General features: G+C 73.9%; 10 protein-coding genes. 9 read left to right on the forward strand and 1 reads right to left on the reverse strand.

Annotated features, from left to right (window positions below; translation table 11 throughout):
- Nucleotides 1-10: 10 nt before the first annotated feature.
- The 4 genes from LFA75_RS20245 to pgi are packed head-to-tail and all read left to right on the forward strand — an operon-like array spanning nt 11 to nt 4183.
- Nucleotides 11-454 (forward strand): DUF350 domain-containing protein, encoded by a 444-nt coding sequence (locus LFA75_RS20245; protein ID WP_225235392.1) that lies wholly within the window; start codon nt 11-13, stop codon nt 452-454.
- A 4-nt stretch (nt 455-458) separates the two neighbouring features.
- Nucleotides 459-2015: a polyamine aminopropyltransferase gene (locus LFA75_RS20250; RefSeq protein WP_225235393.1), complete on the forward strand. Its 1557-nt coding sequence runs from the start codon at nt 459-461 to the stop codon at nt 2013-2015.
- A gap of 11 nt (nt 2016-2026) precedes the next feature.
- The gene (locus LFA75_RS20255) at nt 2027-2461 is read left to right on the forward strand and encodes a potassium channel family protein (protein ID WP_225235394.1); all 435 of its coding nucleotides are present in this window, start codon (nt 2027-2029) and stop codon (nt 2459-2461) included.
- A 54-nt stretch (nt 2462-2515) separates the two neighbouring features.
- A complete protein-coding gene (gene pgi / locus LFA75_RS20260) occupies nt 2516-4183 on the forward strand; it encodes a glucose-6-phosphate isomerase (RefSeq protein ID WP_225235395.1) in 1668 nt (555 codons plus the stop codon).
- Between the two features lie 40 nt (nt 4184-4223).
- Here the strand turns inward: pgi and LFA75_RS20265 are convergent, their stop codons facing one another.
- A complete protein-coding gene (locus LFA75_RS20265; RefSeq protein ID WP_225235396.1) occupies nt 4224-4886 on the reverse strand; it encodes an MBL fold metallo-hydrolase in 663 nt (220 codons plus the stop codon).
- A 151-nt stretch (nt 4887-5037) separates the two neighbouring features.
- On the opposite strand from LFA75_RS20265, the gene LFA75_RS20270 reads away from it, so the two are divergent.
- The 5 genes from LFA75_RS20270 (at nt 5038) to LFA75_RS20290 (ending at nt 13547) form a co-directional block, all read left to right on the forward strand.
- Nucleotides 5038-6486 carry an amidase gene (locus LFA75_RS20270; protein ID WP_225235397.1) on the forward strand — a complete coding sequence of 483 codons (1449 nt, stop codon included), beginning with the start codon at nt 5038-5040 and terminating at the stop codon, nt 6484-6486.
- Between the two features lie 70 nt (nt 6487-6556).
- Nucleotides 6557-9487 carry an excinuclease ABC subunit UvrA gene (gene uvrA / locus LFA75_RS20275; protein WP_225235398.1) on the forward strand — a complete coding sequence of 977 codons (2931 nt, stop codon included), beginning with the start codon at nt 6557-6559 and terminating at the stop codon, nt 9485-9487.
- A 75-nt stretch (nt 9488-9562) separates the two neighbouring features.
- A complete protein-coding gene (gene uvrC / locus LFA75_RS20280; RefSeq protein ID WP_225235399.1) occupies nt 9563-11548 on the forward strand; it encodes an excinuclease ABC subunit UvrC in 1986 nt (661 codons plus the stop codon).
- The gene (gene rapZ, locus LFA75_RS20285) at nt 11545-12501 is read left to right on the forward strand and encodes an RNase adapter RapZ (protein WP_225235400.1); all 957 of its coding nucleotides are present in this window, start codon (nt 11545-11547) and stop codon (nt 12499-12501) included. Before uvrC ends, rapZ begins: the two co-directional genes overlap by 4 nt.
- A 98-nt stretch (nt 12502-12599) precedes the next feature.
- Nucleotides 12600-13547 (forward strand): gluconeogenesis factor YvcK family protein, encoded by a 948-nt coding sequence (locus LFA75_RS20290; RefSeq protein ID WP_225235401.1) that lies wholly within the window; start codon nt 12600-12602, stop codon nt 13545-13547.
- Nucleotides 13548-13559 lie beyond the last annotated feature (12 nt).

Consider the following 13559-nt stretch of genomic DNA (forward strand, 5'->3'; position numbering starts at 1 on the left):
GGAGCGCCCCGTGACCTTCGGAACCCTGGACGGCAGCGAGCTCGGCGACGGGGTCGTGGCCACGCTGCTGTACTTCGTGGTCGGCGTCGCCGTGCTCGGGCTCGGCTTCCTGGCCCTGGACCTGCTCACCCCGGGCAACCTGCGCCGGCAGGTCTACACCGACCGCAAGCCCAACGCGGCGATCCTGCTGGCCGCCAACCACCTGGCGCTCGCCGTCATCGTGGTCACCGCGATCATGACCAGCTCCGACTCGCTGCTGCAGGGCCTGGTGGACTCCGCGGTCTACGGCGTCCTCGGGGTCGTGCTGCAGGCCGTCGCGCTGCGCGTGCTCGACGCCTTCGTGCCCGGGCACCTACGGGCGATCGTGGACGAGGAGCGGATGAGCGGCGCGGCCTGGGCGGTGGCGGCGAGCCTGCTCGCGATCGGCGTGGTCAACGCCGCCGCCCTGTCCTGACCCGGTGGCGGTGCTCGAGCAGGCGACGGCGCGGCGGGTCCGCTGGTACCGGCCGCTGCTGCTGGCCGCGGTCGCCGTCTGCGCGGCCTGCGGGCTGGTCTACGAGCTCGTCCTGCTCACCCTGTCCGCGTCGCTCGCCGGCGGGGGGATCACCCAGACCTCGCTGATCGTGGCCGGCTTCGTCGCCGCGCTCGGCGCCGGGGCGCTGCTGGTCAAGCCGTTCCTCGGGCACGCGGCGGCCACGTTCGTGGCGGTGGAGATCCTGCTCGGCGTGGTGGGCGGGCTGTCCGCCGTCACCCTCTACGTGACGTTCAGCTTCTACGGGGCCAGCGGCTGGGTCCTGGTGGTGGCCACCGCGTTCATCGGTGTCCTGGTCGGCGCCGAGGTGCCGCTGCTGATGACGCTGCTGCAGCGCGGCAGCGACGGCGTGGACGCCGAGGGCAGCGGCCGCATCCTCGCCGACCTGAACGCCGCCGACTACGCGGGCGCGCTGCTGGGCGGGCTGGCCTGGCCGTTCCTGCTGCTGCCGCTGGCCGGCCAGGTGCGCGGCGCGGCGCTCACCGGGCTGGTCAACCTGGTCGCCGCCGCGGTCGTCGCCGGGGTCCTGCTGCGCACCCAGCTCGGACCACGCGCCCGCCGCTCGGCCACCGCCGCGCTGCTGGCCGCGGCCGCCCTGCTCGGGGTGCTGCTCGTGCAGGCCCGCGACATCGAGGTCGACGCCCGGCAGCGGCTCTACGACGACCCGGTGGTCGCCGCCGAGCGGTCGTCCTACCAGGACGTCGTGGTCACCCAGCGCGGGGACGACGTCCGGCTGTACCTGGACGGCGACCTGCAGTTCTCCAGCGTCGACGAGCACCGGTACACCGAGTCCCTGGTGCACCCGGTGCTGGCCCGCGACCCCCGCCGGGTGCTGGTGCTGGGCGGCGGGGACGGGCTGGCCGCCCGCGAGCTGCTGCGCCACCCGTCGATCGAGGAGATCGTGCAGGTGGAGCTGGACCCCGTCGTCCTCGACCTGGCCCGCACCCGGCTGGGCGACCTCAACGCGCACGCCCTGGACGACCCGCGGGTGGACGTCGAGGTCGCCGATGCGTTCACCTGGCTGCGCGATCCGCCGGGCGGCGCCTTCGACGCGGTCGTCGTCGACATGCCCGACCCGGACACCCCGGCGCTGGGCCGGCTGTACTCCGTGGAGTTCTACGGGCTGGTCGGCAGCGTGCTGGCGCCCGGGGGACTGGTGGCGGTGCAGGCCGGCAGCCCGTACTCCACCCCGGCCGCGTTCTGGCGCACGGCCAGCACGCTGGACGCCGCCGGGCTGGCCGGGACGCCGTACCACGTCGACGTGCCCAGCTTCGGGGACTGGGGGTTCGTGCTGGCCCAGGCCGGCGACGCGGCCCCCCCGCTGGCGCTGTCGGCCCGGCACCCCGCGACCCGGTTCCTGGACGAGGCCGTGCTGGCCGCGGCGGGGGTCTTCCCGCCCGACCGCGCCCCCCAGGACCTGGAGCCCAGCACGTTGGACCAGCCGCTCGTCGTCGAGGACATGCGGCAGGGGTACCAGGGATGAGGAGGAACGGGATGACCCGCATGGTGGACGGGCTGATCGCGTGCGCCAACCGCACGCCGTCGGCGATCGGGGTGTACCTGGGCGCGGTGCTGGCCTCGGCGGTGGGCGTCAGCCGGCTGGAGCACTGGGGGTTCGGCGACTCGGTGTGGTGGGCCTTCGTGACCACCACGACCGTGGGGTACGGGGACCTGTCCCCGGCCACGATCCCGGGCCGGGTCATCGCGGTGCTCACGATGTTCGCCGGGATCATCGGCATCGGCGTCATCGTCGGGCGGATCGCGGCGGTGGTGATCCGCACCCACGACGACTTCACGCACGAGGAGCAGGAGGAGCTCGCCGCCGACGTGGACGAGCAGCTGAAGCTGCTGCGGCAGATCCAGCGCGACCTCCGCACGGCCACCGGCGGCCGCGGGTCGGCGTCGGGCTCCGGCCGCGCGCGCGGCTGATCCCGGCCTGCCCTAGCGTCGGGGACGACGATCCCCGATCCCCCTGGAGCTGACGTGGCTGCCGCCTCGCACGACCCGACCACGACCGCCGCCTGGTCGGCGCTGGGGGCGCACGGCGACGCCCAGACCCCCGACCTGCGCGGCTGGTTCGCCGCCGACCCGGGCCGGGCCGAGCGGCTCACCCTGGACGTCGCCGACCTGCACGTCGACCTGTCGAAGAACCTGGTCACCGACGAGACGCTGCACCTGCTCCGCCAGCTGGCCGAGCAGACCGGCGTCCAGGACCGGCTGCGGGCGATGTTCGCCGGGGAGCACATCAACGTCACCGAGGACCGGGCGGTGCTGCACACCGCGCTGCGCCGGCCGGCCGGGCTGGACCCGCTGACCGTCGACGGCCAGGACGTCGACGCCGACGTGCAGGCCGAGCTGGCCAAGGTCTACGCGTTCGCGGAGAAGGTCCGGTCGGGGGAGTGGACCGGGGTCACCGGCCAGCGGATCGAGACCGTGGTGAACATCGGCATCGGCGGGTCCGACCTGGGCCCGGTGATGGCCTACGAGGCCCTGCAGGCCTACGTGCATGACGGACTGACCTGCCGGTTCGTGTCCAACATCGACCCGACCGACCTGGACGAGACCACGAAGGACCTGGACCCGGCCACCACTCTGTTCATCGTGGCGTCCAAGACCTTCGGCACGCTGGAGACGCTGACCAACGCCCGGCTGGCCCGGCAGTGGCTGTGGGACGGGCTCGCGGTCGAGGACGCCGACGAGGCCCGCCGGTCCGCCGTCGCCAAACACTTCGTCGCCGTCTCCACCGCGCTGGAGAAGGTGGCCGACTTCGGCATCGACACCGAGAACGCCTTCGGCTTCTGGGACTGGGTGGGCGGCCGGTACTCGGTCGACTCGGCCATCGGGACCTCGCTGGCCGTGGCCATCGGGCCGGAGCGGTTCGCCGAGTTCCTGGCCGGCTTCCACGCCGTCGACGAGCACGCCCGCACCACCCCGCTCGAGCGCAACGTGCCGCTGCTGATGGGCCTGCTGAACGTCTGGTACGTCAACTTCCTGGGCGCGCAGACCCACGCGGTGCTGCCCTACAGCCAGTACCTGCACCGGTTCCCGGCCTACCTGCAGCAGCTGACGATGGAGAGCAACGGCAAGTCCGTGCGCTGGGACGGCGAGGCGGTCACCACCGACACCGGCGAGGTGTTCTGGGGCGAGCCCGGCACCAACGGCCAGCACGCGTTCTACCAGCTGATCCACCAGGGCACCCGGCTGATCCCGGCGGACTTCCTGGCCTTCGCCACGCCGCAGCACCCGCTGTCCGACGGCGGCACCGACGTGCACGCGCTGTTCATGGCGAACTTCTTCGCCCAGACCAAGGCGCTGGCCTTCGGCAAGACCGCCGAGGAGGTGCGGGCCGAGGGCACCGCGGAGGACGTCGTCCAGGCGCGGGTGTTCTCGGGCAACCGGCCGACCACCTCGATCATGGCGCCGTCGCTGACCCCGTCGGTGCTCGGCCAGCTGATCGCGCTCTACGAGCACATCACCTTCACCCAGGGCGCGGTGTGGGGCATCGACAGCTTCGACCAGTGGGGCGTGGAGCTGGGCAAGCAGCTGGCGCTGCAGATCGCCCCGGCGCTCACCGGCGACGCCGCGGCGCTGGAGTCCCAGGACTCCTCCACGAAGGCGCTCATCGACTGGTACCTGCAGCACCGCAGCTGAGGCCGGACCGGGGCCGGCGTCGGCCGGCCCCGGCCTCGGTTCACCAGCCGCGCTCGCGCCACTCCGGGAGGTGGGGGCGCTCGGCGCCGATGGTGGTGTCCTTGCCGTGCCCGGGGTAGACCCAGGTCTCGTCGGGCAGCGTGCCGAACAGCCGGGCCTCGACGTCGTCCAGCAGCTGGGCGAAGCGCGCCGGGTCCTTCTGCGTGTTGCCGACGCCGCCGGGGAAGAGGCTGTCGCCGGTGAACACGTGGGTGCCGGCCTCGCCGCCGCGCCAGACCAGGGCGATGGAGCCCGGGGTGTGCCCGCGCAGGTGGACGACGTCGAGCACCTGGTCGCCGACGGCCACCGTGTCGCCGTGGTCGACGGGGTGGCTGACCGGCACGGGCAGGTCGGCCGCGTCCGCCGGGTGGGCCATGGTCGCGGCACCGCTGGCGGCGACGACCTCGGGCAGCGCGCGGTGGTGGTCCCAGTGGCCGTGCGTGGTGACCACGGCGGTCAGCCGGGTGTCGCCGACCAGGTCGCGCAGCGCGTCGGGCTCGGCCGCGGCGTCGACCAGGACGCCGTCCCCGGTGGCGGTGCAGGTGAGCAGGTAGGCGTTGTTGGCCATCTCGCTGACCGCGAGCTTGGTGACGGTCAGCGCGCCCAGGTCGCGGGTCTGCGCGGGCCCGCCGACCTCGACGTCGCCGGTGTAGTCGCTGGTCATGGAGTCCTCCTGGTCGGGCGGTGCGGCGGGCCGGCCCAGGCTAACGACGCGGCGGGCGGTCAGCAGGAGTAGCGGACGTCGAGGGGCCGCCGGACCGGGCGCCGGTCGGTGGCCCGGCGGATTGTCGGACCCCCCGTCTAGGTTCGACCGCATGGACGCCACCTCTGCCACGGCCGGTCCCGCGGACGCCGGGCAGCCCGTCCGGCAGCTGGTCGGGCTGCCCGCTACCGAGCTCGCCGCCCGGGTCCGCAGCGGCGAGCTGAGCGCTGTCGAGGTGGTCCGGGCGCACCTCGCGCACATCGACGCGGTCGAGGCCCGGATCGGTGCCTACCGGGTGCTCCGGCACGACGCGGCGCTGGCCGAGGCGGCCGAGGTCGACGCCCGGCCCGACCGCGCGCGCCTGCCGTTGGCCGGCGTGCCGGTGGCGGTCAAGGACAACGTGGCCGTGGCGGGGGAGACGGCGACCGACGGCACCGCTGCGGCACCGGCCGTGGGCGCTCCGGCCGACCACCCCGTGGTCGCCCGGCTGCGGGCCGCCGGTGCTGTCGTCGTCGGGGTCACCCGGGTGCCCGAGCTCTGCGTGTTCGCCGCCACCGACGGCCCCGGCACGGTCACCCGCAACCCGTGGGACACCGCGCTGTCGCCGGCCGGCTCGTCGGGCGGGAGCGCCGCGGCCGTGGCCTCCGGCGGGGTGCCGCTGGCGCACGGCAACGACGGCATGGGGTCCCTCCGGCTGCCCGCCGCCGCCTGCGGGCTGGTCACCCTCAAGCCCGGGACGGGGGTGGTGCCGGCCGGGCTCGGCGCCGACTCCTGGTCGGGCATGGCCGAGAACGGCGCCCTGGCCACCACGGTGGCCGACCTGGCGGTGGCGCACGCGGTGCTCGCCGACGGCGTGGTCGCCGAGCCCGTCGACGACGACGGGGCCGCGCTGGTGGTCGCCGTCTCCACCCGGTCCCCGGTGCCCGGCACCCGCCTGGACGCCGAGGGCCGGGCCGCGGTCGAGGCGGTCGTCGAGCAGCTGCGCGCCCTGGGCCACACCGTCGTCCGACGGGACCCGCCGGTGCCGACGGCGGCCGCGCTCGCCGTCCTGGCCCGTTGGGTGGCCGGCGCCGCCGACGACGCCGAGCACCTGGGTGCCGACCGGCACGCCCTGGAACCGCGGACGCGCACCCATGCCCGGCTGGGCCGGCTGGTGCGCCGGCTCGGGCTGGTCCGGCCGGCGACCGCCGCGGCGTTCCGGGAGCGGTCGACGGCCTGGTTCGCCGGCTCGGCGGAGTCCGCCGACCCGGGTGTCGACGTGCTGCTCACCCCGGTCGTCACCGGCCCGCCGCTGGCCGCCCGGCCCTGGCACGAACGCGGCTGGCTGGCCAACGTGACGGCCAACGCGCGGTGGGCGCCGTGGACCTCGGCCTGGAACATGGCGGGCCTCCCGGCCCTTGTCCTACCGGCGGGGCGACGGGTCGGTGGGACCCCGCTGGCGGTCCAGTTCGTCGGCCCCCCGGGTGCCGAGACGCGACTACTCTGGCTCGCGGCAGAGCTGGAGCGCCGCGATCCCTGGCGCCGGCACGCCCCCGTCTTCGACCCCGCCGGCCCGGGCTGAGCCCTCGCCCGCGCCAGCACGGCAGCTCCGGCTGCGCCCCCCGACAGCGACCACACAGACAGGGACCCCTATGGACCGGCTCGTCGTCCGCGGCGCCCGCGAGCACAACCTCAAGGACGTCCACCTGGACCTGCCCCGGGACGCGATGATCGTGTTCACCGGGCTGTCCGGCTCGGGCAAGTCCAGCCTCGCCTTCGACACGATCTTCGCCGAGGGCCAGCGCCGCTACGTCGAGTCGCTGTCGGCCTACGCCCGCCAGTTCCTGGGCCAGATGGACAAGCCAGACGTCGACTTCATCGAGGGCCTGTCCCCGGCGGTGTCCATCGACCAGAAGTCGACCAACCGCAACCCCCGGTCGACCGTAGGCACGATCACCGAGGTCTACGACTACCTGCGCCTCCTCTACGCCCGCGCCGGCCAGCCGCACTGCCCCAACTGCGGCAAGCCGATCGCCCGGCAGACCCCGCAGCAGATCGTCGACCAGGTGCTGGAGATGACCGAGGGCACCCGCTTCCAGGTGCTCGCCCCCGTCATCCGCGCCCGCAAGGGCGAGTACGTCGACCTCTTCTCCTCGCTGCAGACGCAGGGCTTCTCCCGCGTGCGCGTCGACGGCACCGTGCACTCCCTCACCGAGCCGCCCAAGCTCAAGAAGCAGGAGAAGCACACGATCGAGGTGATCGTCGACCGGCTCACCGTCAAGGAGAGCGCCAAGCGCCGGCTCACCGACTCGGTCGAGACCGCGCTGGGCCTGGCCGGCGGCCTGGTGCTCCTGGACTTCGTCGACCTCGACGAGGACGACCCGGGCCGCGAGCGCACCTACTCCGAGCACCTGGCCTGCATCGACGACGGCCTGAGCTTCGAGGCGCTGGAGCCTCGCTCCTTCTCCTTCAACTCCCCGTTCGGCGCCTGCGCCGAGTGCACCGGCATCGGCACCCGCAAGGAGGTCGACCCCGACCTGGTCGTGCCCGACCCGGAGAAGAGCCTGGGCGACGGCGCGATCGCGCCCTGGGCCGGCTCGATGAGCAATGAGTACTTCACCCGGCTGCTCGGCGGTCTCGCCGACCAGCTCGGCTTCTCCATGAAGGACCCGTGGGAGAAGCTGCCGGCCAAGGTGCAGAAGGCCGTGCTGCACGGTTCCCCCGAGCAGGTGCACGTCCGCTACAAGAACCGGTACGGCCGCGAGCGCAGCTACTACGCCGCCTTCGAGGGCGTCCTGCCGTTCCTGGAGCGTCGGCACGAGGACACCGACTCCGAGTTCATGCGGGACAAGTACGAGGGCTACATGCGCGACGTGCCCTGCCCGGTCTGCCACGGCACCCGGCTGAAGCCCGAGATCCTGGCGGTCAAGCTCGACGGCCGGTCGATCGCCGAGGTCACCGGCCTGTCCATCGGCGACGCGTCCGAGTGGCTGGCCGCCCTGACGCTGGGCGAGCGCGAGCGGGCCATCGCCGACCGCGTGCTCAAGGAGATCCAGGCCCGGCTCTCGTTCCTGGTCTCCGTGGGGCTGGACTACCTCTCCCTGGACCGACCCGCGGCGACCCTGGCCGGCGGCGAGGCCCAGCGGATCCGGCTGGCCACCCAGATCGGCTCTGGCCTGGTCGGGGTGCTCTACGTGCTCGACGAGCCCTCCATCGGGCTGCACCAGCGGGACAACGTCCGGCTGATCGAGACCCTGGTCCGGCTGCGCGACATGGGCAACACCCTGATCGTCGTCGAGCACGACGAGGACACCATCAAGCAGGCCGACTGGATCGTCGACATCGGTCCCGGGGCCGGCGAGCACGGCGGCGAGGTCGTCGTCTCGGGCACCTACGAGGACCTGCTGGCCAGCGAGCGGTCCCTCACCGGCCAGTACCTGTCCGGTCGCAAGGAGATCGTCATCCCGGCCCAGCGCCGACCCCGCACGCCGGGCCGTGAGCTGGTGGTCAAGGGCGCCCGCGAGCACAACCTGCGCGGGGTGGACGTCACCTTCCCGCTGGGCATGCTGGTCGCCGTCACCGGGGTGTCCGGGTCGGGCAAGTCCAGCCTGGTCAACGACATCCTCTACACCGTGCTGGCCAACCAGCTCAACCGCGCCCGCATGGTCCCCGGCCGGCACCGCACCATCACCGGCCTCGAGCAGCTGGACAAGGTCGTGGGCGTCGACCAGTCGCCGATCGGCCGCACACCGCGGTCGAACCCGGCGACCTACACCGGCGTCTGGGACGCGATCCGCAAGCTGTTCGCCTCCACGGAGGAGGCCAAGGTCCGCGGCTACCAGCCCGGCCGGTTCAGCTTCAACGTCAAGGGCGGCCGCTGCGAGGCGTGCTCCGGCGACGGGACGCTGAAGATCGAGATGAACTTCCTGCCCGACGTGTACGTGCCCTGCGAGGTCTGCAAGGGCGCCCGGTTCAACCGGGAGACCCTCGAGGTCCGCTACAAGGGCAAGACGGTCGCCGAGGTCCTCGACATGCCCATCGAGGAGGCGGCGGAGTTCTTCGCGCCGATCAACAGCATCGCCCGGTACCTGACCACGCTGACCGAGGTCGGGCTGGGCTACGTCCGGCTCGGCCAGCCGGCCACCACCCTCTCCGGCGGCGAGGCCCAGCGGGTCAAGCTCGCCAGCGAGCTGCAGAAGCGGTCCAACGGGCGCACGATCTACGTCCTGGACGAGCCGACCACCGGGCTGCACTTCGAGGACATCCGCAAGCTGCTGCTGGTCATCCAGGGCCTGGTCGACAAGGGCAACTCGGTCATCGTCATCGAGCACAACCTCGACGTGATCAAGAGTGCCGACTGGCTGATCGACATGGGTCCCGAGGGCGGCTTCCGCGGCGGCACCGTCGTCGGCGAGGGCACGCCCGAGCTCATCGCCGGCATCCCGGAGAGCCACACCGGGAAGTTCCTCGCGAACATCCTGGACCCCGCGCGGATGGAGGCGGCCGCGAAGAAGAAGCCGCGCAAGAAGGTCGCCGCCGCCCAGCCCGCGACCGACGCCGTCACCGAGGTCGTCGTCGGCTGAGGCCCGCTGCTCCGCAGGCCCCGAGGGGGCCTGCGGAGCACCACCGATGTCCGACCCCCGACCTAGCCTGGAGCCATGGCCGACCCGTCCACGTACCGACCGGCGGTCGGCAGCATCCCGGAGTCCCCGGGGGTCTACAAGTTCCGCGACCCCGCGGGGCGGGTCATCTACGTCGGCAAGGCCAAGAGCCTCCGCCAGCGGCTGAACAGCTACTTCGCCGACATCGCCGGGCTGCACCCGCGCACCCGGCAGATGGTCACCACCGCGGCGTCGGTCGAGTGGACCGTCGTCGGCACCGAGGTCGAGGCGCTGCAGCTCGAGTACAACTGGATCAAGGAGTTCGACCCCCGGTTCAACGTCCGCTACCGGGACGACAAGAGCTACCCCTCGCTGGCGGTCACCCTCAACGAGGAGTACCCCCGGCTGCAGGTCATGCGCGGCCCCAAGCGCAAGGGCGTCCGCTACTTCGGCCCCTACGCCCACGCCTGGGCGATCCGCGAGACCCTCGACACGCTGACCCGGGTCTTCCCCGCCCGCACCTGCAGCAACGGGGTCTTCAAGCGGCACGGCCAGATCGGCCGGCCCTGCCTGCTCGGCTATATCGGCAAGTGCTCCGCGCCGTGCGTCGGCAAGGTCACCGCCGAGGAGCACCGGGCCGTCGTCGACGACTTCTGCGACTTCATGGGCGGCCGCACCGAGCAGATCACCCGCCGCCTGGAGAAGCAGATGGCGCAGGCGGCCGAGGACATGGAGTACGAGCGCGCCGCCCGGCTGCGCGACGACCTGGGCGCGCTGCGCCGGGCCCTGGAGAAGCAGGCCGTCGTGCTCGGCGACGGCACGGACGCCGACGTGGTGGCCTTCGCCCAGGACGAGCTGGAGGCCGCCGTCCAGGTGTTCCACGTCCGCGGCGGCCGGGTGCGCGGCCAGCGGGGCTGGATCCTGGACAAGGTCGAGGACGTCGGCACCGGGGAGCTCGTCGAGCAGTTCCTGCTGCAGGTCTACGGCGGCGTCGACGAGCAGACCGGGGTCGGCGAGGCCGGCGAAGCGGTGCCCCGCGAGGTGCTGGTGCCCGAGCTGCCGGCCGAGGCCGACGTCTACGCCGAGCTGCTCAGCGAGCTGCGCGGGTCCCGGGTGTCGCTGCGGGTGCCCCAGCGCGGGGACAAGCGGGCGCTGATGGAGACCGTCGAGCGCAACGCCAAGGAGGCCTTCGCCCGGCACCGGGTCAAGCGCGCCGGCGACCTCACCGCCCGGTCCCTGGCGCTGTCCGAGCTGCAGGAGGCCCTCGACCTGCCGGACGCGCCGCTGCGCATCGAGTGCATGGACGTCAGCCACGTGCAGGGCACCAACGTGGTCGCCAGCATGGTCGTGTTCGAGGACGGGCTGGCCAAGAAGAGCGACTACCGGCGGTTCCAGGTCGCGCAGGGCACCGACGACACCGCCGCCATGGCCGAGGTCGTCCGGCGCCGGTTCGCCCGGCACCTCAAGGACGAGGAGGACCGGCGCGACGAGCAGGGCGTCGCCGCCGAGGAGGGCCGGGCCCGCCGGTTCGCCTACCCGCCGAACCTGCTGGTCGTCGACGGCGGCCAGCCCCAGGTGGCGGCCGCCGCGCGGTCGATGTCCGAGCTGGGCATCACCGACGTCGCGGTCTGCGGCCTGGCCAAGCGGATGGAGGAGGTGTGGCTCCCCGACGACCCCGACCCGGTCATCCTGCCGCGCACCTCCGAGGCGCTGTACCTGCTGCAGCGCGTCCGCGACGAGGCCCACCGGTTCGCCATCACGTATCACCGGCAGAAGCGCTCCGCCGGGATGCTGGTGTCGCTGCTCGACGACGTGCCCGGGCTGGGCGACACCCGGCGGAAGGCGCTGATGAAGGAGTTCGGGTCGCTCAAGCGGCTGCGGGCCGCCTCCGTCGAGGACCTCACCCGGGTGCCCGGCATCGGTCGGCGCACGGCGGAGGCGGTGCTCTCCGCGGTGGGCGAGGAGCCCCCCGCCGCCGACCCGACCCCGACTGGGGATGATGGCGGCTCGACAGTCCCGCAGACCACCGGAGCCGCCCCGTGACCGAGCTGCCCGCCGCGGACGCCGACCCGACCGCCGCCGACCCGGCCGCCGACACCCCGACCGCCGCCGACGCGCCCGCTGACCCGGCCGCCGCGGGACCGCTCGAGGTCGTCGTGGTCACCGGCCTGTCCGGCGCCGGCAAGAACAGCGCCGGCCGGGTGCTCGAGGACCTCGGGTTCTTCGTGGTGGACAACCTGCCGCCGGCCCTGCTGGCGCCGATGGTGGAGCTGGGCGCCCGCGGCGACGTCCGCCGGTTCGCCGCCGTCGTCGACGTGCGCAGCCGGGCCTTCTCCAGCGACCTGGCCGAGTCCATCCGCTCGCTGACCGACGCCGGCCACCGGCCGCGGGTGGTCTACGTGCACGCCCGGGACGAGGTGCTGGTCCGCCGGTACGAGTCCAACCGGCGGGAGCACCCGCTGCAGGGCTCCGGGCGGCTGTCGGACGGGATCGCCGCCGAGCGGGCGCTGCTGACCGGCATCGCCGGGGACGCCGACCTCTGGGTGGACACCTCCGACCTGAACGTCCACCAGCTGCGCGCCACGCTGGAGGCGGCCTTCCTCAGCGAGGGCGCGGTGCCGGAGCTGACGGCCACCGTGCTCAGCTTCGGGTTCAAGTACGGCCTGCCGCTGGACGCCGACCTGGTCGTGGACGCCCGGTTCCTGCCCAACCCGCACTGGGTGCCCGAGCTCCGGTCGCTGACCGGCCAGGACGCCGCCGTCCGGGACCACGTGCTCGGTGCGGCCGACGCCACCGAGTTCCTGGACCGCTACCTGGACGTGCTGCGGCTGCTGGTGCCCGGGTACCGCCGGGAGGGCAAGAAGTACCTGACCCTCGCGGTCGGCTGCACCGGCGGCAAGCACCGGTCGGTGGCCATCGCCGAGGAGTTCGCCCGGCGGTTGTCCGCCGACGGCGTCACCGCCAACGCCCGGCACCGCGACCTGGGTCGCGAGTGACGACCGGGCCGGGACCTGCGGCGCCAGGACCCGCCGCGCCGGGAGCTGCGGCGCCCGGCCCCGAGGCATCCGGACCCACGGCGTCCGGGCCGTCCGTCGTGGCGCTGGGCGGCGGGCACGGCCTCGCGGCGGCGCTGGCCGCCTGGCGCCCGCTGGCCGGCGAGCTGACCGCGGTGGTCACCGTGGCCGACGACGGCGGCTCCTCGGGGCGGATCCGGCGCGAGATGCCGGTGCTGCCGCCCGGCGACCTCCGGATGGCGCTGGCCGCGCTGGCCGGCGACGAGCCCCGGACCCGCGAGATGGCCACCCTGCTGCAGCACCGGCTGGGCGGCAGCGGCGTGCTGGCCGGGCACCCGGTGGGCAACCTGGTGCTGACCGGGCTGACCGAGATGCACGGCGGGGACGCCGTGCGGGCCCTGGACACCCTCGCCGACCTCCTGGGTGCCCGCGGACGGGTGCTGCCGATGGCCGACGTCCCGCTGGACCTGGTGGCGATCGTGGACACCGTGGACCCCGACGACCCCCAGCGGTCCCGGCACATCCGCGGCCAGGTGGCGATCGCGGCCAGCCCGGACCGCGTCCGCTCCATCCGGGTCACCCCCGCCGACCCCCCGGTGCACCCCGACGTCCTGGCCGCCATCGCCCGCGCCGACGTCGTCAGCCTGGGCCCGGGGTCCTGGTACACCTCCGTCCTGCCGCACCTGCTGGTGCCGCGGCTGCGCGCCGCGCTGGCGGCGAGCTCGGCCCAGGTGGTGGTCGTGCTCAACCTGGAACCGCAGGCGGGCGAGACGGACGACTTCTCCCCGGAGCAGCACCTGCGGGTGCTGCAGGACCACCTGCAGGGCGTGCCGTTGCACACGGTCATCGCCGATGCGGATGCGGTGGTTGACCGCCGTGGTCTGCTGTCAGCTGTGCAGGGATGCGGCGCGACCTTGGTGCTGGCGCCGGTGGCGGCCGCGGACGGACCGCCCCGGCACGACCCGGAGCTGCTGACCGGGGCGCTGGCCTCGGCGCTGCGCGGAGCTCCCGGAGCAGGTGCCCGGTGATGCCGCGCCGGT

This window comes from Klenkia terrae (assembly GCF_900491935.1).
GTDB classification, from domain to species: Bacteria; Actinomycetota; Actinomycetes; order Mycobacteriales; family Geodermatophilaceae; genus Klenkia; species Klenkia terrae.